This is a genomic window from Saccharopolyspora endophytica, assembly GCF_018070075.1.
Taxonomy (GTDB): Bacteria; Actinomycetota; Actinomycetes; order Mycobacteriales; family Pseudonocardiaceae; genus Saccharopolyspora; species Saccharopolyspora endophytica.
Map to the genome: position 1 here is coordinate 321,165 of NZ_JAGPXE010000003.1, position 17,473 is coordinate 338,637.

At 69.7% G+C, this 17,473-nt stretch carries 21 protein-coding genes; 7 read left to right on the plus strand and 14 right to left on the minus strand.

Annotated elements, in window-relative coordinates; all coding sequences use genetic code 11:
• Positions 1 to 663: 663 nt before the first annotated feature.
• The 3 genes from KBO27_RS09090 to KBO27_RS09100 all read right to left on the minus strand — a co-directional run bounded on the left by KBO27_RS09090 (position 664) and on the right by KBO27_RS09100 (position 3,558).
• Positions 664 to 843 (minus strand): hypothetical protein, encoded by a 180-nt coding sequence (locus KBO27_RS09090; protein ID WP_210969521.1) that lies wholly within the window; start codon positions 841 to 843, stop codon positions 664 to 666.
• 188 nt (positions 844 to 1,031) lie between these two features.
• A complete protein-coding gene (locus tag KBO27_RS09095; RefSeq protein ID WP_210969522.1) occupies positions 1,032 to 2,585 on the minus strand; it encodes an FAD-binding protein in 1,554 nt (517 codons plus the stop codon).
• Between the two features lie 40 nt (positions 2,586 to 2,625).
• Positions 2,626 to 3,558: an alpha/beta fold hydrolase gene (locus KBO27_RS09100; RefSeq protein ID WP_210969523.1), complete on the minus strand. Its 933-nt coding sequence runs from the start codon at positions 3,556 to 3,558 to the stop codon at positions 2,626 to 2,628.
• A 134-nt stretch (positions 3,559 to 3,692) separates the two neighbouring features.
• Here KBO27_RS09100 and KBO27_RS09105 point away from each other — a divergent pair, with 134 nt between their 5' ends.
• Positions 3,693 to 4,091: a hypothetical protein gene (locus KBO27_RS09105; RefSeq protein ID WP_210969524.1), complete on the plus strand. Its 399-nt coding sequence runs from the start codon at positions 3,693 to 3,695 to the stop codon at positions 4,089 to 4,091.
• Position 4,092: 1 nt separating this feature from the next.
• Here KBO27_RS09105 and KBO27_RS09110 read toward each other — a convergent pair whose 3' ends face one another.
• Complete coding sequence (locus tag KBO27_RS09110; RefSeq protein ID WP_210969525.1) at positions 4,093 to 4,968, minus strand: hypothetical protein; 876 nt, start codon at positions 4,966 to 4,968, stop codon at positions 4,093 to 4,095.
• 168 nt (positions 4,969 to 5,136) lie between these two features.
• Positions 5,137 to 6,225, minus strand: a complete 1,089-nt coding sequence (locus KBO27_RS09115) for an alpha/beta hydrolase family protein (protein ID WP_210969526.1) — start codon at positions 6,223 to 6,225, stop codon at positions 5,137 to 5,139.
• 431 nt (positions 6,226 to 6,656) lie between these two features.
• Between KBO27_RS09115 and KBO27_RS09120 the strand changes: the two genes are divergently transcribed.
• From KBO27_RS09120 to KBO27_RS09130, 3 genes are all read left to right on the plus strand, one after another.
• A complete protein-coding gene (locus KBO27_RS09120; RefSeq protein ID WP_210969527.1) occupies positions 6,657 to 7,316 on the plus strand; it encodes a methyltransferase domain-containing protein in 660 nt (219 codons plus the stop codon).
• Positions 7,317 to 7,351: 35 nt separating this feature from the next.
• Entirely contained in the window at positions 7,352 to 7,996 is a 645-nt protein-coding gene (locus tag KBO27_RS09125) for a class I SAM-dependent methyltransferase (RefSeq protein ID WP_307870307.1), read from the plus strand.
• Between the two features lie 65 nt (positions 7,997 to 8,061).
• A complete protein-coding gene (locus tag KBO27_RS09130; RefSeq protein ID WP_210969528.1) occupies positions 8,062 to 8,517 on the plus strand; it encodes a hypothetical protein in 456 nt (151 codons plus the stop codon).
• A gap of 18 nt (positions 8,518 to 8,535) precedes the next feature.
• Here the strand turns inward: KBO27_RS09130 and KBO27_RS09135 are convergent, their stop codons facing one another.
• Entirely contained in the window at positions 8,536 to 9,528 is a 993-nt protein-coding gene (locus tag KBO27_RS09135; RefSeq protein WP_210969529.1) for a DUF2278 family protein, read from the minus strand.
• A 245-nt stretch (positions 9,529 to 9,773) separates the two neighbouring features.
• On the opposite strand from KBO27_RS09135, the gene KBO27_RS09140 reads away from it, so the two are divergent.
• Positions 9,774 to 10,124, plus strand: a complete 351-nt coding sequence (locus KBO27_RS09140) for a DoxX family protein (RefSeq protein ID WP_210969530.1) — start codon at positions 9,774 to 9,776, stop codon at positions 10,122 to 10,124.
• A gap of 4 nt (positions 10,125 to 10,128) precedes the next feature.
• Here the strand turns inward: KBO27_RS09140 and KBO27_RS09145 are convergent, their stop codons facing one another.
• From KBO27_RS09145 to KBO27_RS09165, 5 genes are all read right to left on the minus strand, one after another.
• Positions 10,129 to 10,917 carry an ArsR/SmtB family transcription factor gene (locus tag KBO27_RS09145; protein WP_210969531.1) on the minus strand — a complete coding sequence of 263 codons (789 nt, stop codon included), beginning with the start codon at positions 10,915 to 10,917 and terminating at the stop codon, positions 10,129 to 10,131.
• A 110-nt stretch (positions 10,918 to 11,027) separates the two neighbouring features.
• Complete coding sequence (locus KBO27_RS09150) at positions 11,028 to 11,351, minus strand: putative quinol monooxygenase (RefSeq protein WP_132686828.1); 324 nt, start codon at positions 11,349 to 11,351, stop codon at positions 11,028 to 11,030.
• Positions 11,352 to 11,440: 89 nt separating this feature from the next.
• Positions 11,441 to 12,361 carry an SRPBCC domain-containing protein gene (locus KBO27_RS09155; protein ID WP_210969532.1) on the minus strand — a complete coding sequence of 307 codons (921 nt, stop codon included), beginning with the start codon at positions 12,359 to 12,361 and terminating at the stop codon, positions 11,441 to 11,443.
• Positions 12,358 to 12,675 carry an ArsR/SmtB family transcription factor gene (locus KBO27_RS09160; protein ID WP_210969533.1) on the minus strand — a complete coding sequence of 106 codons (318 nt, stop codon included), beginning with the start codon at positions 12,673 to 12,675 and terminating at the stop codon, positions 12,358 to 12,360. The genes KBO27_RS09155 and KBO27_RS09160 overlap by 4 nt, the downstream gene beginning before the upstream one ends.
• A gap of 37 nt (positions 12,676 to 12,712) precedes the next feature.
• The gene (locus KBO27_RS09165) at positions 12,713 to 13,435 is read right to left on the minus strand and encodes a 3-keto-5-aminohexanoate cleavage protein (protein WP_210969534.1); all 723 of its coding nucleotides are present in this window, start codon (positions 13,433 to 13,435) and stop codon (positions 12,713 to 12,715) included.
• 109 nt (positions 13,436 to 13,544) lie between these two features.
• Between KBO27_RS09165 and KBO27_RS09170 the strand changes: the two genes are divergently transcribed.
• Positions 13,545 to 14,111, plus strand: coding sequence for an ASCH domain-containing protein (locus KBO27_RS09170; RefSeq protein WP_210969535.1), 567 nt, complete (start codon positions 13,545 to 13,547; stop codon positions 14,109 to 14,111).
• Here the strand turns inward: KBO27_RS09170 and trpS are convergent.
• Positions 14,093 to 15,157: a tryptophan--tRNA ligase gene (gene trpS / locus KBO27_RS09175; protein WP_210969536.1), complete on the minus strand. Its 1,065-nt coding sequence runs from the start codon at positions 15,155 to 15,157 to the stop codon at positions 14,093 to 14,095. The genes KBO27_RS09170 and trpS overlap by 19 nt on opposite strands.
• 199 nt (positions 15,158 to 15,356) lie before the next feature.
• Positions 15,357 to 16,097, minus strand: coding sequence for a GNAT family N-acetyltransferase (locus KBO27_RS09180; RefSeq protein ID WP_210969537.1), 741 nt, complete (start codon positions 16,095 to 16,097; stop codon positions 15,357 to 15,359).
• Positions 16,098 to 16,228: 131 nt separating this feature from the next.
• Between KBO27_RS09180 and KBO27_RS09185 the strand changes: the two genes are divergently transcribed.
• The gene (locus KBO27_RS09185; protein WP_210969538.1) at positions 16,229 to 16,951 is read left to right on the plus strand and encodes an SDR family NAD(P)-dependent oxidoreductase; all 723 of its coding nucleotides are present in this window, start codon (positions 16,229 to 16,231) and stop codon (positions 16,949 to 16,951) included.
• Here the strand turns inward: KBO27_RS09185 and KBO27_RS09190 are convergent.
• Positions 16,948 to 17,469, minus strand: coding sequence for a MarR family winged helix-turn-helix transcriptional regulator (locus tag KBO27_RS09190; RefSeq protein WP_132678850.1), 522 nt, complete (start codon positions 17,467 to 17,469; stop codon positions 16,948 to 16,950). The two genes, KBO27_RS09185 and KBO27_RS09190, sit on opposite strands and share 4 nt — an antisense overlap.
• Positions 17,470 to 17,473: the final 4 nt, after the last annotated feature.

A 17,473-nucleotide genomic window follows, 5' to 3' on the forward strand; every position in this document is an offset into this window, starting at 1 on the left:
GGGCCATCCTCGGGGGATCGTGACCCCAAGGATGGCCATCCTTCGAGCCGCCAGTCGCACACCACGGGACTTCGAGGCGGCCTGCCGCTGCGCCGGCTGAGTCGAACCAGCTCGAAGCCTCGCCGGCGACTCTGACTCGGCAGCTCGTCCCTGGTAATCGACAACGATCAAATGCACTGCACAGCCCATCGTTTCAGGGTCCATCCAGACCAACCCCCTTACGTCACAGTGACGTAAATAATGGTCGGCAAGGGTCCGCCAGGCGAACAAGGGGACTTGCCATCGAGCCCTCCAGGCCGTCCGAGCGGCAACCACCAAGCGCCCAGCCGGCCCGAGGTGCAATCCGCTTACGCGCCGATACGAGCCCTCGGCAACTCTGCGCGCAACATCCACCGAACCGCCCGGGCCGGCCCACACCGACCGCCGCCGCTGCGCCTCGCCACCGCGTGCGCCTGTAGCACCACGATGAACCGCACGCAGCGCTCGACGCAGCCCGAAAAGCAGCGTCAAGCAGCCCCTCTCGCCTTGACCCTGCATCATCCCGCAAAGCCGATAATGCACATTATGTTAAGTGAATTGTTCGGGAGCCCGAGAGGGCCGCTTCCCCGGGTGGTTGGTGCGCCGGCCGGGGGTTGATCGGCGCACCAACCGAAGTGATGACGGTCAGAGCTTCTTGCCTGCGGCCTTCGCCTTCTTGCAGTCACCGCAGTCTGTGCCGCCGTAGAACCACGGCGTCTTGTAGTGGCCCAGCTTGAAGGTCTTGCCGCACAAGGTCTCCGCGCGACTGTCCCACCAGCTGACCCTGGCCTTATGGGTGTGCTCGTCGGTGATGATCTCCGGCATCGATCGGTCCCTTCTGTCCGCGCGCCGAGCGCCGCGGAGCGATCTCAAAGGATGACGCGATCGACAATCTAGCTACCGCCGGTGATCAACAGGGTCGAGGTAAGAAGCATTCGATGTACGGACGCCGCAAAACGGTGAACGGTATACGGCTAGGACGCGCGACCGAATACCTTCCGTGGCCAGAAGTCTCACTCCTCTCCCCTGCGTTGGGCCATGTCGAGGGCTGCGAGGTGGCTGAAGACCATGCAGGCTCCGATGGGGTTTCCGCCACCGGGGTAAGTGGTTCCGGATACTGCGGCCATCGAGTTCCCCGCTGCGTACAGGCCCGGGATGATGCGGCCTTCGGTGTCGAGGACGCGGGCTCGTGCGTCGGTGCGCAGACCGCCCTTGGTGCCGAGGTCGGAGATTCCGAAGGCGGCGGCGTGGAACGGGCCCTTGGTGATGGGGACCAGTGGTGAGGCTCCGCCGGTGAAGGCGCGGTCGAAGGGTTCGTCGCCGCGTGCGAAGTCCTCGTCGGTTCCGGTTTCGGCGAAGGTGTTGAACCGTTCAACGGTGCGGTGGAGGTTCTCGGCGGGGACGCCGATCTTGGTGGCGAGTTCGTCGAGGGTGTTGGCGGTGTGCCACAGGCCGGCGTCGACGTAGTCCTGGGTGTCGCCGAGCGGGACGCTGGTGGACTGGACTGGCGGCCTCTCCCCTGCCCTGTCGTCGTAGATCATCCAGTACGGCAGGGTCATGGCCTCGTCGGCGAGGCGGGTGAGGATGCGTCGGCCGATGCGGTCGTAGGCGGCGGATTCGTTGACGAAGCGTTCGCCGTGGTCGTCGACGAAGATGCCCGCGGTGAACCAGAGGGAGAAGGTGGAGCTGCCGTCGGGGTGGGTGATGCCGGGTGACCACCAGGCTTCGGACATGAGGTCGGTGTCGGCTCCGGCGGCGATGCCGGCGAGCGTGGCCAGGCCTTGGTTGCTGGGTGGTCCCATGGCGTCGCGCGTGTTGCCGGGAACGCCGTGGGTGTGGCGCATCTGCTCGTTGTGCTCGAATCCGCCTGCGGCGATGAGGACGCCGTGGCGGGCGTGGATGTGGCGGCGTTGGCCGTCCTGGGTGACCACTGCCCCGGTGACGGTGCGGTCGGTGCGGACGAGTTCGTCGCAGACGGCGTTGCGGCGCAGGTCGGCGTGGGGCTGTTTGGACAGGGCGATGAGCAGGCGTCCCAGTAGTGCTTGTCCGCCGAAGAGGCCGTCGGGTAAGGGTTCGTCGGCGCGTTCGGTGCCCAGTGGTGGGCGGAGGGTGTCGCGGAGGGCTCCGAGCTTGTCGGCTTTGACGGGTTTGGCCATGATGTGGCGGCCGGTGGCGCTGGCGTGGGGTGCGGAGCCGAAGTAGTCGGGCCACGGGAAGGGCATGAACTTGAAGTCGGGGTCGGCTTCGAGGTAGTCGATGAGCGGTGCGCCGGTGTTGATGAAGGCGTCTTGGAGTTCGGTGGGTGTGCGGTCGCCGACGACGGCGTGGAAGTAGGTGCGGGCGTCGTCGAGGGTGTCGTGGTGGCCTGCGCGTTGGAGTGCAGCGTTGCAGGGGAACCACATGCCGCCGCCGGAGTAGGCGGTGGTGCCTCCGAAGTGGGTGGATGCTTCGGCCACGATGACCGAGAGGCCTTCTCGGGCGGCGGTGTAGGCGCCGGTGAGGGCGCCGCCGCCGGATCCGATGACGAGCACGTCGCATTCGTCGTTCGGGTCATGCTTGATCGCCATGCACCTCAGTAGAACATGTTTCAGTTTCTGTGGCGAGGGTTCAGGTGGTGGGTGGGAGCGCGGCTGCCCAGCTGGTCAGGACTGCGGCGTAGCGGGCGGGCTCGGTGTGGTGCATGGCGTGGGCGGCGTCGGGGAACGACTGGTACTGCACGTCGACGCCGGCCTCACGCATGATCGCCATCGCCTGCCGGGCTTGCCGGTCTGAGAGCGCACCGATCTCCTCCCCTGTGTCGGGGTCGGTGGTGTGCGCGTGGTGGGTGAGCAGTACGGGTGCTTTGACCTGGGCGAGCATGATGTCGTGCGGGCAGTTCAAGCCGACGGTTCCTTCGGCGAAGGCGCGGCTCCACTCCGGGTCGTATTCCTTGATGTTCTGCGGCGGCTGGTCGGGCATGTCGAACATGCGCAGGATCTGGTGCGGTGAGGTGCGGGCGGCGGCGGTGAGTCCGGTCCAGTCCCCCACGCGCCACTGGTCGCCGAGGTGGTCGCGGTAGAGCTCGAAGACGGGGCCTGCGCCTTGGCGGATTCCGTGGCCGTGGGCGGGTGCGAGTTCGGAGGAGAACAGGGGCGCGTCCTCGCAGAGCGCTGCGCGGATCTGCCCGGGCATGGCGTAGGCGGCCAGCCAGGCGGCGAGCACGCCTCCGGAGGAGCATCCGGCGACGATGACGGGTCGCTGGATGGCCAGGGCGATGAAGCGGACGAGGTCGTTGCCGAAGGTGTCGAGGCTGTAGCGCTTCGGGGTCCAGGTGCTGCGTCCTTGGCCGCGCAGGTCGACGGCGTGGACGTGGAAGTGCTCGGCGAGCAGGTGCATGGCGGGCTCGTAGGTCCACCAGGAGCCGGTCTGTTCGGGGATCAGCAGCAGGGCGGGTTTGTCGGGTGTTCCGGCTTGGGCGTAGTTGAGCTGGATCTCGCCCAGGTCGATGCGGGTTTCGGGGAAGTCGTGCGGGACGAAGACGTCGGGGGACGGTGCGGGCATCGGCTTCTCCTGGGTGGGAGGGGGCTGGTGTGTGAGTCGTGCAGAGGGTTCGGGGTGGGTTGTCGTGGATTGTCAGGGGCGGGTTCGGGTGTTTCCCGGAGTCGCGGTGGTCGCCGGGTTTCTAGCGTGGCGGTATGAGGGCTCGGAGCGCTGGTCTGTCGTGGCCGCTGATCGTGCTGCTCGGGGTGTTCGCCTTGGTGCGGCCGGTCCTGAACATCACCGGTGGCATGGACGTGCTCGGCAGGCCGGTGGGTCCGGTGGTGGTGACCGGGGTGCTCTCGGTCGTGTGGCTCGTGGTGGTCGTGTGGTGGCGCAGCGAGCGGCCGGTGGTGACGTTGACCTGCGCGGGACTGGTGTACGGGGTGCTGGCGGTGGTGTTGAGCGCGGTGCTCTCGCCGATCCTGCACGGTGAGCTCAGGGGTCCGCTGGTCACGCCCGGCGGGATCGGTGTGGTGATGGTCTTGTTGGTCAACGCCTGTTGGGGTGCCGTGGCCTCAGCGGTGGGTTCCCGGTTGCGACGTGTGGGCCGGTAGTTCAGCTGCCGTGGTGGCCGGTGCGGGCGGCTGATCGCTTGCTCACCGGGATGGTGGGTCCATCTGGTGTGGCCACCGGTTGTGGTCCGGTCCGGAAGCGGTGACCGATCGAGCGGAGATGGCGGTATTCGTAGGTGGAGAGGGCCAGTGCGGTGGCGGCTCCGCCGAGGTTGAGGGTGAGCCAGACCGCCACGGGTGTGCCTTCGGTGTTGAACTCGACCAGCTCTTTGCTCGTGACCACGAGCATGACGAGCGTGGTGCCGATCGGCGCGAGCAGCGGGTGGACTTCGCTGAGCCAGAATCCGGTGCGTGCGGCCCAGTAGACGGCGCATGCGGACAGGATGATGAGCCAGGTCATGGTCAGCACGATGCCGGCGATGGACAGGAAGTCCGGGCCTGTCGGGGTGCGTCCGTCGTAGCCGTCGAAGGCGAAGAGCATGCCGAAGAAACCGAGGGGGCCGATGAGTGCCAGCGCCGCGCGTCCCAGGAGGCGGGGCACACCGCGGAGCAGTTCCGTGCGGTGTCCGTGGCGGGTGGCGATGAGCAGCGCGAGGAAGGGCAGCGGCACGGCGAGCATCGCGTACCCGGCGGTGACCAGCGTCTTCTCGGTGGTGCTTTCGAGCACGGCTCCGGCTGTTCGCCAGGGGTGAGCGGCGAGGATGATGACGGCCAGGCCGATCGCCGAGCGCCAGAACGCGAGCTGATCCAGGGTCCGGTCTTGGCGGAAGGGCCCGACCCGGGGTTTGAGCAGGAACCGGGCCGCGCGCCACGGCAGCAGCGCGGTGCCGGCGATGCCCTTGGCGGTGTGGATGCGGTCGGCGGTAGGTATGGGTTCGGGTTGTGAGTGGTGGCCGTGTGCTGGCTGCGCTGCGCTCATCTCATCCCGGTCGTCGGCTGGGTCTGGTCATGACCGATGGTTCCAGCCGAGTGCACGAGTTGTGGTGCGGTCGGGTGGATCGGATTTCAGTGGACGTCCGGTCCGTGATTTCCGCTGAAATCCGGGTGCGCGACTTCCACTGAAATCCGATCCGTTCTTGTGCGGGGGTCAGTGGTGGTGGAAGGTCACTTCTGGGTAGGTGTTGGTGGGGCCTTCCAGGAGGGGTTGCGGTGTGGCGCGCAGGTGCTGGTCGAGGAAGGCCGCGACGTAGTCGCGGGTGATCTCGGCTGTTCGGTGGCCGTCGAGCGGTTCCTCGGGAAGTCCGATGCCGAACTGCTCGGAGAGGATCGAGAAGTCGGTGAACGAGGAGTGGCTCGTGCCGGAGACGGTGAGCCAGCGCCGCCAGTCGGTGAGGTGCGGCCAGCTGGTGTCCCAGGATTCGTCGGTGCCGTGGGGCCGGTGCTTCGGTGTTCCGACGATCATGAAGGGTCGGTCGAGATCCTGGTCGAGTGCCGGGAAGAAGGTGCCGTCGAGGTTGATCCCGGCGCTCACGCGCGGGTCGGTGTGCAGGACTTGCGCGGCGCTGGCTCCGCCGATGGAGTGGCCGACCATGGCGATCCGGTTCGGGCGCAGCGGTGTTGTGCGCGGGAGTTCGTCGAGGAAGAACCCGACGTCGTCGGCTCGGGTGCGCACCACCTTCTCGGGGTCGTTGGCTTCGCAGGCGATGCAGGTCGTGAGGCGGCCGTCGGGGAATTCGGTGGCGCGGGATTCGTGGTTGTGGCCGATGGCCGCGACGGCGTAGCCGCGGCTGGCGAGGTCTTCGGCCAGGCCGGTCAGTGCGGCGCGGGGGTGGGAGAAGCCGGGTGAGAGCACGACGAGCGGCAGTGTGGTCGACGTCGGTGGGCCGGTGCGGGCGTGGGTGCGGGTCGTGCTGAGGGTGTCGTCGGGTACGTCGGGGACGTCTTCGAAGTGGTGGAGGATCTCGCGGGATTCGGCCGGGGTGAGGTACTGGGCGGCCTGACCGGACGGGTGCGCTGTGGGGTACCAGAGGGTGGCCATGAGTTCGCGTCGTTGCTGCGGGACCCACGGGTCGGCGCGGTCGTGGTCGACCAGGTGCAGGCGGGTGTGGGCGATCGGCAGCGGCCCGCTGGGTTCGGGGAGCGCGAGTTGGGGTGGTGCGGCGGTCGCGGTCGCGGTGGAGGTGAGCATCGCCAGACCCATGCTGAGGGCGGCTGTGGTGAGCAGTGTTCGTCGCATACCGCGAGTGTCGTGCGCGGTGATCGCGGCTACCTCGGGGTGAACCCCGGTCGCATCCCGCATCTTTCGACTGGCGGCGCTGAAAACTCCTGATTGCGTCCGGCGGTGGGACGATGCCTGTGCGGTGATGGTCGGCTGCGAGGGGGTTGGCTGTGTCTGTTGAGCGGGTGATCGGGGCGCGGGTGTCGGGTGCTGCTCCGGCTGAGGTGGTGGCCGCGGATGTGGAGTCGGCGCTGTACTTGGCGGTGTGGGCGTGGAGCGTGGGTGATGTGGTGACCGCTCATCGGGCTGCGGTGCGGGCTCGGCGGGGTGAGCGGGGTGGTGAGTTGGCGCGGTTGTTGGTGGAGTTCACCTCCGGGGATGCGGGTGGGGGTGTGTACGAGTCGCCTGCTGCGTTTCGGGCGTTCATCCGGGGTGGCGGGAACGTGGGGTTGTACGAGGCGGTCTCGGGTGCGTTGCGGGAGGTCTACCGGCGGGAGCGTCCGGGATCGGTGCTGGACGTGGGTGCGGGTGATGGGTTGACGTTGCTGCCCGCGCTGGGTGCGCAGCGGTGTCGGGTGGGTGTGGTGGAGCCGAGTGCGGCGTTGTTGGCGGAGACGGTCGCGGGCCTGGAGCGGCTGGGGGTGGTTCACGAGTCGTGGCAGGTCACGGCTCAGGATTTCGTCGCCGCGCATGCAGGCCGGTGGGATGTGGTGCAGTCGAGTTTCGCGTTGCAGTCGCTGTGCGAGGCCGACAAGCGCGAGGTGTTGAGCTGGATGTGCGGGCATGCGTCGCGGTTGGTGTTGGTGGAGTTCGACGTGCCGGAGGTCGTCGACGTGTGGGATCCGGTGTGGTTCTTCGATTGCGTGGCTCGGGTGGAGCGGGGGTTGCGGGAGTACGGGGCGGATCGGGATCTGGTGGGTGTGGGTTTCGTGCTTCCGGTGGTGCTGGGCAAGTTCTCCGCCACTTCCCCACCGGCCAATCACGAGGTGTCGATCGTGCGGTGGCGGGAGTTGCTGGGTGAGGCGGGCTTCGGTGGCATCCGGGTGCGGCGTGTGGCCGACTACTGGTGGCGTCCGGCCTATGTCGTGGAGGCGATCGGGTCGAGTTGAGCTCGCCGTGCCGGTGTCGGTTCTAGTCTCCTGGTGTGGTGGGAGACGACGGGTTGGATGCGTTGTTGGCCGAGCAGGTCGCCTATTACCGGGCGGTGGCCGGTGAGTACGGGGATTACGGGGCGATGCCGGGTGTGTCGGCGCTCGGTGAGGTCGTCGAGGAGTTCGCGCCGGCCGGGCGGGTGTTGGAGCTGGCGTGCGGGCCGGGTGTGTGGACTCCGCTGTTGGCGCGGCATGCCGATGAGGTGACGGCGGTGGATGCGTCTCCGGAGATGCTGGCCAGGGCCGCTGCGCGGGTGGGTGAGCGGGTGCGGTGGGTGCGGGCTGACGTGTTCGGGTGGCGTCCGGATGGGGTTTTCGACGTGGTGTTCTTCGGGTTCTGGTTGTCGCACGTGCCGCGGGAGCGGTTCGCGGAGTTCTGGGCGATGGTGGCCGGGTGTGTGGCGCCGGGTGGGCGGGTGTTGTTCGTCGATGATGCGTTGCGCGCTCCGGAGGAGTTGGTGGAGGGCGCGGGGTCGTCGACGATTCGCCGGGTGGATGGCGGTGGTGGGCATCGGTTGGTGAAGGTGGCTCATTGGCCGGAGGTGTTGGAGCGGGAGTTGGCGGGGTTGGGGTGGTCGGTGCGGGTGGCTGAGACGGTGTGGCCGTTCTACTGGGGTGCGGGTTGTCGTTCGAGGTGAGTGGAACGGGGTTGGGGTGTGGTGCGTCGGATCGGTGAGTGCACCGGTTCGTGGGAGGAGTGGGCGTGGTGGACGACGCGTGGCCCGAGATGGTGGATGGTTGGGAGTTGGCCCGTTCGCAGGGGCGGGAGACCTATCGCAAGCGGTTGGCCAACAACGTGACGGTGTTGGTGATCTGGGAGACCGTTGCGGGTGTGGGTCGGGTGAAGGCGCGGGTGGGTTCGGCCGGGTTGGGTCGGGAGTTGACCTGCAGCCGGGCGGATTTCCGGGATCGCGAGGCGTTGTGGTCGGCGGCGTGGTGCGTGGTGGAGATGGCCGCGAACCTGCCGTTGTTCGAGGGGGCTGTGGAGAGTTCGGCGGATTCGTTGGTGCGGGAGCGGGTGGCCGGGTGCGTGGAGGTCGATGCGGGTGCGTTGACGTTCACGTTGGTCAGTGGCCGGAAGGTGACCGTGGTGCTGGCCGATGAGCAGGTGGCGGATTTGTCGCGGGCGTTGCAGGTGGCCGGTCGGGTGGGTGCGTGACCGGCCACCTGCTGGTGCTCAGAACTGGACGGTGCGGCCTTCGGTGGAGGCGTGTTCGGCGGTGTAGGTGACGCCGTGGACCTTGAGGCCGTGGGGGTCCAGGACGGTGATCTGGCCGCCGTCGTTGCCGAGCTGGAAGCCGTCGGTGGCCGGGATCTGCAGGGTTTGGCCTGCGGCGATGTCGGACACCGGCAGCGGCATGGTGTTCTTCTGGGCGTCGGCGAGGGTCCAGCCGGCCAGGGAGATGGTGTGGTCGGCGGTGTTGAGCAGGGTGATGGTTTCGTTCTCCCTGCCGCCTCCGACGGGGTTGACCATGGCGGCCACGACGCGGATCGAGGCGGCTTCGGTGTCTTCGGGGGCGGGCAGGGCGTGGCCGGTTTCGTCGTCGGTGTGCCAGGCCTGGGTCTGGAAGGCGAGGAAGACCGCGACCCAGCGGTTCTCGCCTGCGAAGTGCAGGAGGAGTCCGCCGTCCTGCCAGACGCCGTCGTCCTCTTGGAACTGCTCGCTGTTGCCCTGGTTCATGTGGATGTTGTGGACGCCGTTGCCGGGTTGGAAGCCGAAGATCTTGTCGGGGGTGTCTTCGGGTCCCCAGGGTTCGCCGTAGAGGTAGGCGGTGGCGGTGGGGTCTTGCTGGGCGCGGCGGATGTAGTGGTCGAGGAAATCGGCGAGGTCGTTGTTGGGGCCTTCGGCGTCGGGTGGGACGGGTCGCATCTGCTCGCGGGTGACGACGTTGGCGCGTAGGTAGTCGAGTGCGGCGCCGCCGGGTTGGGAGGCGAGCTTGTTCCAGCCCGAGCCTGCGGGTGGGAGTGCGGCGGTGAGCGGGTGCTGGAAGTTGTCGGCGGCGAAGTAGAGCAGGTCTGAGGGCTGCTGGCTGGATTCGACGTTGACCGCGGCGCGGTAGTGGCGGTCTTCGTTGTCGACGAGGTGGATTTGGTAGTGCGGGGTGTCGCCGGTTTCGCGGCGGACGTCGATGACGCGTGCGGTGAGCACGCCGTAGGAGTTCAGCGGCATGGTGGTCTCCCCCATTGAGCTGGTCGGCGATGTGCGGTGATCACCTTGGTCCGGCCGCTGGAAGCAGGGCAATAGTCTGATCGGCTGATTGACGGTGGTTCGCGCGGGGTTCACCGGTCGTTCAGGGGGTTGAGGTCGGCGGGTCGCGGTTCGGTTGTGGTGGGCGTTGCTCCGGTCGGTGCGGTCACGTTCGTGTTCTCCCGCGCGTCATGGGAGGGAGGCGAAACGTGGGAAGGAGCGGGCTGATGGGTGTGGCGTACGTGGTCGTGGTGGTGGTGACCGCCTTGGCCGCCGCGTTGAGCGCGGTGGTGGATTTCTCCGGGCACCGGTACGTGGTGGGCAATGCCGAGGCCAACGGGGTGCCGGTGGGGTGGCTGCCGGTGCTCGGGGTGCTCAAGGCCGCGGGGGCGGTGGGCCTGGTGGCGGGGTTGCTGGGTGTTCCGGTCGTCGGGGTGCTGGCGGCGGGTGGGCTGGTGGGGTTCTTCGTGGGGGCTGTGGTGGTGCACGTGCGGGCCGGGACGGTGAGCACGATCGGGCCCGCGGTGGTGTTCCTCGGGTTGGCTTGCGGGTCGTTGTGGTTGAGCGCGGTGGTGTGAGCGGTCAGCTCTGCGGGAGGGGGTGGCCGGTTTCCAGGAGGGTTTTGAGGCTGGACAGCAGTGCGGGCCAGCCTTGGCTGATCATCGTGCGCAGGGTGGAGTCGGTGGTGAAGCCGGTGTGGGTGACGGTGAGCTGCACGGTGCCGGCGGTGGCGGGTTCGATGTCGAAGACGACCCTGCTGCGGGGTTCGGCGGCCAGGCGGGCGCGCAGGTCTTCGTCGATGCCGGCGCCGGTGGCCCAGTCGGGGGTGAAGGTGTGCCAGGTGTAGGCCAGGCGGCGGGGCGGGTCGGCTTCCAGGACGACCTGGTCGGGGTCGCTGATGGTGGCGGCGTTGTCCTCCCAGGTGATCTGCGATCCGGGTTTCCAGTCGCTGCGCAGGCTCACTCCCCAGTACTGGCGGGTGAATTCGGGGCTGGTGAGCGCGTGCCAGAGCTTCTCGGGGGTGGTGGCGATGTGGGTTTGGTAGACGAAGTCGGTGTCGGGCACGGGGTTCTCCAGGGTGTGCTTGAGCGCGTGCAGGGCGTGGGTGTGGTGTTGGTGGTAGCGGCTGATCCAGCGGTCGGTGATCGCGGCGATGGGTGCGGTGTTGAGGTGGTGGAGCTTTTCCCGGCCGCGGCGGCTGGTGGTGATCAGTGCGGCGTCTTCGAGGATCGTGAGGTGCTTGCTGACCGATTGGCGGGTCATGTCGAGTTCGCCGCAGAGTTCGCGCAGCGTTTGGCCGTTGGTGCGTTGGAGGCTGTCGAGCAGTTGGCGTCGGCTCGGGTCGGCCAGGGCGCGGAAGACTTCGTCCATCCCTCTCCCCTGTTGGTGGTGCGGCACCACCCAATATAGGCAGCCGTTTGGTTGCATTTCAAGTCGAAGAGCAGGCCCCGGGGCTTCCCGGGGCCTGGTTCGTGGCCGGATCAGTCCACGGCCATCTCCCCGAGCAGGGACCAGTCGTCCTGGTCCAGGGAGGTGTTGATGACCCGTGGGGTCTCGGCCAGGTGCTGCGGCAGCGTCTGCTGGGCGTGCTTGAAGTGCTCGCTCTGCACGTGCGCGGCGCCGGCTTCACCGTCGCGGAAGGCCTCCACGAGCACGTACTCGTTGGGGTCTTCGAGGCTGCGCGACCAGTCGAACCACAGGCAGCCCGGCTCGTTGCGGGTGGCGTTGGTGAACCCCGCGGAGATCTGCGGCCACTGGTCGGCGTGCTCCGGCTTGACCCGGAACTTGGCGGTAATGAAGATCATGCTTCGCTCCCCTGATGGCGCTGCGGCGCGATGTCGGACGACGACCATCCTATGTGGCCGATCACCGGGGCACGGACGGGCCGACCCGTTCAGGCGAGAGTGGAGGCGTAGTGGGCGCGCAGCGCCTCGGTGCGCTCGGCGGGCCACGGGCACCGGACGTCACCGTGCAGGGCGGCGAACACCAGCTCCAGGTGGGTTTGCCACGCGGCCAGCAGGATCGCGCGGTCCTCAGGTGTGGTGAGGGTGTGGGTGAGCACCAGGCGCGTGCCGATCGGGTACTGCTCGCGCAGGTCGAAGCGCACCTCGCCACCGGCGGCCCACCCGTAGGCCAGCGCTCTCGGCGCCTCGGCTTCGGTGACGGTGGTGGCCCGCCCGTAGCCGTGGGTGGCCGGCAGCGGCGGCTCACCGCCGGGTTCGGGCGGCTCGCCGCCGGTGAGCAGGTCCCACACCTGCTGCGGGGACTGCACCAGGTCGCGTTCGAAGCGGATCGTCCAGCCCGCCTCGGTGGTCAGTGCCTGCCCTTCGGCGAGGCCGAACAGCTCGATGAGCTCCTCGGCGCGGGCGAACCAGACCTGCATGTCGAAGTCGCTGGTGGTGCCGTCGAGTCCGGCCTGCAGGGCGTCCAGGCAGATCAGCCAGCCGGCGCCGTGGCGGGCCGCCGAAGGGCGGTCGCCGTCGGGTCCGGCCAGGGTGTGGGTGAACACCAGCAGGCAGCCCCGCTCGTGCGGCAGCAGTTCGCAGCGGATGACGTCGTTGTTCCAGCGGAAGGCGAACACCTTCGGCTCGTCGGCCTCCAGGACCTCGCCGGTCTCGGGCGCCTCGGCGCCGTCGAAGGCGAAGCGCATCGGCGTGCCCGGGGTGGTGCCGGTGAACTCCACGCGCGCCGGGAACCACGCCGAGAGCTCGCCCGGGTCGGTCACCGGCTTCCACACCCTGGCCGGCAGGTGGTCCAGGACGCGCTGCAGCCGCAGCACCGGATGGCCGTTGATCGTCGTCAGCTCGGGTCTCATGCCGGGTCCTCATCCATGGTCTCGAGGTGCCGTTGCAGGGCGTCGAGGCGCTGGGACCACATCCGCCGGTACGGACGCAGCCAGGAGTCGATCTCGGCCAGCGGCTCCGGGCGCAGCCGGTACCAGCGGCGCTGGGCGTCCTGGCGGACCTCCACCAGCCCGGCCTCGCGCAGCACCTTGAGGTGCTTGGACACCGTGGGCTGGCTCAGCGGCAGCTGCTCCACCAGCTCGCCGACCGCGCGTTCCCCGTCGCGCAGCAGGTCGAGGATGTCGCGGCGGCGCGGCTCGGCCAGCACCTCGAACGCAGTGACCACACCGCGAATATAGCCCGGCGGGAATATGCTGTCGAGGTCAGCGCGACTCGGCCTCGACGACCGCCCGTGCGGCGGCCACCAGCTCGGCGTTGTCGGTGGCGATCTGCCCATCCGGCAGCACCAGCGTGTCCTCCAGGCCGATGCGCGCGGCGAAACCACGGCGCGCCGCCAGCCGCAGCACCGGCCACGCCCCGGCCGCCTCACCGTGCAGCAGGATCGGCGCCGACGCCGGGTGCAGCCGCGCCAGCAACGCCTCCGCGGTGGTCGCCGCGCCCCCGGCGCTGCGGTCGGTGACCTCGGCCAGCACCCGCAGCACCCGGCCGCGGTGCGGCGAGAACCGGAAGTGGTGATCGGCATCGGTGCCCGAGAAGATCCCGGCCTCCACCCCCACCCCACGTTCCAGCAGCGCACCGGCCACCTCGTCGGCGCCGGGCTCGTGCCAGTTGACCGAGGCGTGATCGGGCAGCAACGTCCACGCCTTGATCGCCCGCACCCGCGACGCGGTGTCCGGCGCCGTCCACGCCCCCGTCGTCACACCCACCGGCACCCCCGGCGCCGCGGCCCGCACCGCGCGCAACGCCGCGGCCACCGCGTGCGGATCGAGGCTGTCGGTGCCATCGGCGGACTTGGGGTGCAGGTGCACGTCGGTGGCACCGGCGGCCACGGCATCGGCGGCGGCCTTGGCCAGCTCCTCCGGCCGCACCGGTAGGTGGAAGTGCTCACGCGGGGACCGGGCGCCGTTCAGGCAAACCTGCAGCATGCACCGATTGTCGCCCCACCCGGCGCACCTGCGGTAGTTGATGAACTCGTTTCGTGATCAACACGCGTCCCCGCCGGGGCCGGCCCCGGCGGGGATTAGCGTGGGAAGGGTGTTGAGCGACCGGATCGCGCGCGGCGTGGCCGCCGGGCAGATCACCGAGACCTACTTCCGCTGGCCCAGCCCGCAGGCCCGCCCCGGCGCCCGCGTCCCCACCCGCAGCGGCCTCATCGAGATCACCGCCCTCACCCAGGTCGACCCCGAGGCGCTCACCGACGCCGACGCCGCCCGCGCCGGCTTCACCACCGCCGCGGGCCTGCGCGCCTCCCTGTCCCGGCACCGGGGCAGCACCTACCGGCTGCAGCTGACCCACCTCGGCCCCACCACCCCGGCTCGTCCGCAGCCCGGCGGGCTCGACGAACACCGCCGGCGCGACCTGCAAGCCCAGCTCGCCCGCCTCGACCTGGCCACACCCCGCGGACCCTGGACCCGCCACGTCCTCGACACCCTGCGCCGACGCCCCGGACTGGCCCCCGCCGACCTCGCCGCCGAACAACAACGCCCCGTCTCGCGCACCAAGACCGACATCTGGCGACTGCGCGAACTCGGCCTCATCGACACCACCGGCGCGGGACTGCACCTGTCCGAGCTCGCACTGTCCTACCTGGACACCCCGTAGACCGTGCCCATCGCCGCCCGCACCTCGGCCAGCGTCGCCTCCGCGCGCTCCTGGGCGCGGGCGTTGCCCCGCGCCAGCACCCCGCGCAGGTACCCCGGATCGGCGGCCAGCTCGGCGCGGGCGGCCCGCAACGGCGCGAAGTGGGAGTTCACCGCCTCGGTCACCACCGACTTCAACGCCGCCGCACCACCCGAACCCACGCCCTCGGCCAGCGCGACGGGATCCTGCCCGCTGCACAACGCCCCCAGCAGCACCAGGCTCGCCACCTCCGGACGTGCCTGCGGCTCGTAGGTGATGTGGCGCTGCGCATCGGTCTTGGCGCCCCGGATCAACCGCGCGGTCTCCGAAGCCGTAGCACCCAGCATGATCGCGTTGCCGCGGCTCTTGCTCATCTTCACCCCGTCGGTGCCCAGCAGCAGCGGCGCCGAGCTCAGCAACGCCTCCGGCTCCGGGAACACCCGCCCGTAGCGGTCGTTGAACCGGCGGGCGATGGTGCGCGTGAGCTCCAGGTGCGGCAGCTGATCGGAGCCCACCGGAACCAGGTTGGCCTTGCCGAACAGGATGTCGGCCGCCTGGTGCGCCGGGTAGGTGAACATCAGCCCGGACACGCCCGCCTGCCGCGAGTGGGCGATCTCGTCCTTGACCGTCGGGTTGCGCTGCAGCTCCGGCACCGTCACCAGGCTCAGGAACGGCAGCAGCAGCTGGTTGAGCGCGGCCACCGAGCTGTGGGTGAAGATCATCGCCTCGTCCGGGTCGATGCCGGCCGCGAGGTAGTCGGCGATCAGCCCCAGCACCTGCGCGTCGAGATCGTCGGCGACGTCGCGATCGGTGAGCACCTGGTAGTCGGCGATCACCAGCCCCAGCCGCACACCCCGCCGCTGCAACCGCACCCGGTTGTGCAAGGTGCCGAAGTAGTGGCCCAGGTGCAGCGGCCCGGTCGGCCGGTCACCGGTGAGGATCCGGAAACGGGAGGCATCGGCGGTGATCTCGGCTTCGAGCTCGGCGCTGCGCCGCGCCGCGGGGGAGATCTCGACGGTCGTGGTCATCAGGGTGGTCCTCTCGTGTCGGCCCGGCGCCGTCGTCCGCCGAAACCCGCACGAGCGCCACACGCGCACGAAAAAAGGGCCGTCGGTCGAACGGCCCTCGGGTGATCTGGGTGTACCGCAGTGGGTGGCCGCTCCTAGCTGGAGCGCCACCAGACGAGATGAGCACTGCCGGTCACACCACCACTATAGCCGGTCACCCTCACGGCACGGCGAAGGTCATGGTGGTCTCGGTGATCTCGAAGCCCAGCTTCCGGTAGAGCCGCTGCGCCGGGTTGCCGACCGTCACCGCCAGCCCCACCCGCGCGAACTCGCCCGCCACCCCCGACAGCGCGCGGCGCAAAAGCAGCCCGCCCAGCCCGGTGTAGGCCGGTGCGCGGCGGCGGAAGACGTCGCTGATCCAGGCGGTTCCGGCGCGGTCGTTGGCGATCAGGCCGGCCACGACGGTGCCCGCGCCGTCGGCGACCAGGGCGCTGGCCTCCAGCAGCGGGCCCAGCACCCGGCCCGACAGCAGCGGCTGGAGCAGCTCGGTGCGCAACGTGCGGTCGTCGGCGGTGACGTGATCGGGATGGCCCGGCGGGTAGGCCTCCCGCCAGGCCGGCAGCAGCGCCTCGGCGGGGCGTTCGCAGGCGGTGACCCGCAGCGGGGGTGGTGGCCGGAGACCGGCCCAGTCCTGCGGGGGCGGGTCGCAGCGCAGGTCGCGGTGCATGGTGTGGGCGTGGCGGCGCAGCCGGGCTCCCGCGCGCAGCAGCCGGTGCCCGTGGGTGAGGTCGGTGACCACGTTCCAGCCGGGCAGCCGCTGGTGCAGCAGTTCCAGCACGTCCGGGCCTTCGGCAGCGATGAGCCGGGCCATGCGCGGGGCCCCGGCCAGCGGTGCGTAGCGCAACGTCGTGGTCTGGCAGGTCAGCTCCACGACCTCGCCGGTACCGCTCTCGTGCAGCATTCACTGACCTCTACACGCCGTATTCGCGCCGGGCAAGCGGTTTTTCGGCGGCATGCGGGTGAAAACCCGTTGCCGGTGGTGTTGGGGTGGCGCTACCGTGAACCAACTACTTTAGCGCTTAAGGAGTTGTCGTGGTGCGGAACATCGTCATCACCGGAGGCGCCACCGGAATCGGCTACGCCATCGCCGAGAGCTTCACCCGCGCCGGAGACTCGGTGACCATCACCGGCCGCCGCCCCGGCCCGCTGACCGAGGCCGCCCACCGCCTCGGCGCCACAGCACTGCCCTTCGACGCCGCCGACCCCGACCAGGTCACCGCCGCCACCGCCCATCTACCGGGCTCGATCGACGTGCTGGTCAACAACGCCGGCGGCAACACCGACTTCGACCGCCCCGCCACCGACGGCGGACTCACCGCGGTCGCCGAATCCTGGCAGGCCAACCTGCGCGCCAACGTGCTCACCGCCGTGCTCGTCACCACCGCCCTGACGCCCCGGCTGGCCGACGGCGCACGCGTGATCACCCTCGGCTCGATCGCCGCCGCCCAAGGCGCGGGCTCCTACGGCGCCGCCAAAGCCGCCCTCGAAGCCCACACCCGCGCGCTGGCCACCGAACTCGGCCCGCGCGGCATCACCGCCAACGTCATCGCCCCCGCGCTGGTCGACGACACCGAGTTCTTCCGCGGACACCTCACCGGCACCCGCCGCCGCACCCTCATCGACCACACCGACACCGGCCGCGCCGGCCGCCCCGACGACATCGCCGCCCTGGCCGCCTTCCTCGCCTCACCCGGCGCCGGACACCTCACCGGCCAAACCCTGCACGTCAACGGAGGCGCCCACAAAGGCCACTAAGGACGGTCCTCGGCCCCGAAGCGCTCGGTGAGATCACCCAGCAACACCCGCAACAGCTCGGTCAGCTGCTCGCGCTGGGCGGCATCCAGCGAATCCAGCAACGTCTCCTCGTGGTGCAGCAGATCGTCGACGTGGTCCTCGATGAGCCGGTGACCGGTGTCGGTCAGCTCCACCAGCACGCTGCGCCCGTCATCACCACCCCGGCCGCGGCGCACCAGACCGCGCTGCTCGGCCCGCGCCACACGCTGCGAGATCGCCCCCGCGCTGACCAGCGACTGGCGGGCGATCTCACCGGCCGCCAGCCGGTAGGGCGGGCCCGCGCGGCGCAGCGTGGACAGCAGATCGCGGGTGGCCGCGTCCATCCCGGCGCGCGCATCGGTGCGGCGGCGCTCGTCGTCGAGGAGCTTGGCGATGCGCCAGATGCGCGTGATCACCCCGATCGAGGCCACCGGCATGCCGGGCCGTTCCCGCTGCCAGGCCGCCTGGATCCGATCGACCCCGTCCTCACCGTCCGCCATGCCG

Excerpts from the sequence above, each read along its gene's own strand:
- KBO27_RS09135 (WP_210969529.1), bottom strand. The coding sequence starts at position 9,528 with ATGCCGCTGAACTCCTACGGCGTGCTCACCGCACGCGTCATCGACGTC.
- KBO27_RS09165 (WP_210969534.1), bottom strand. The coding sequence starts at position 13,435 with ATGCTGCAGGTTTGCCTGAACGGCGCCCGGTCCCCGCGTGAGCACTTC.
- KBO27_RS09095 (WP_210969522.1), bottom strand. The coding sequence starts at position 2,585 with ATGGCGATCAAGCATGACCCGAACGACGAATGCGACGTGCTCGTCATC.
- KBO27_RS09110 (WP_210969525.1), bottom strand. The coding sequence starts at position 4,968 with ATGAGCGCAGCGCAGCCAGCACACGGCCACCACTCACAACCCGAACCC.
- trpS (WP_210969536.1), bottom strand. The coding sequence starts at position 15,157 with ATGACCACGACCGTCGAGATCTCCCCCGCGGCGCGGCGCAGCGCCGAG.
- KBO27_RS09150 (WP_132686828.1), bottom strand. The coding sequence starts at position 11,351 with ATGATCTTCATTACCGCCAAGTTCCGGGTCAAGCCGGAGCACGCCGAC.
- KBO27_RS09105 (WP_210969524.1), top strand. The coding sequence starts at position 3,693 with ATGAGGGCTCGGAGCGCTGGTCTGTCGTGGCCGCTGATCGTGCTGCTC.
- KBO27_RS09115 (WP_210969526.1), bottom strand. The coding sequence starts at position 6,225 with ATGCGACGAACACTGCTCACCACAGCCGCCCTCAGCATGGGTCTGGCG.
- KBO27_RS09090 (WP_210969521.1), bottom strand. The coding sequence starts at position 843 with ATGCCGGAGATCATCACCGACGAGCACACCCATAAGGCCAGGGTCAGC.
- KBO27_RS09100 (WP_210969523.1), bottom strand. The coding sequence starts at position 3,558 with ATGCCCGCACCGTCCCCCGACGTCTTCGTCCCGCACGACTTCCCCGAA.
- KBO27_RS09190 (WP_132678850.1), bottom strand. The coding sequence starts at position 17,469 with ATGGCGGACGGTGAGGACGGGGTCGATCGGATCCAGGCGGCCTGGCAG.
- KBO27_RS09180 (WP_210969537.1), bottom strand. The coding sequence starts at position 16,097 with ATGCTGCACGAGAGCGGTACCGGCGAGGTCGTGGAGCTGACCTGCCAG.
- KBO27_RS09145 (WP_210969531.1), bottom strand. The coding sequence starts at position 10,917 with ATGGACGAAGTCTTCCGCGCCCTGGCCGACCCGAGCCGACGCCAACTG.
- KBO27_RS09155 (WP_210969532.1), bottom strand. The coding sequence starts at position 12,361 with ATGAGACCCGAGCTGACGACGATCAACGGCCATCCGGTGCTGCGGCTG.
- KBO27_RS09140 (WP_210969530.1), top strand. The coding sequence starts at position 9,774 with ATGGGTGTGGCGTACGTGGTCGTGGTGGTGGTGACCGCCTTGGCCGCC.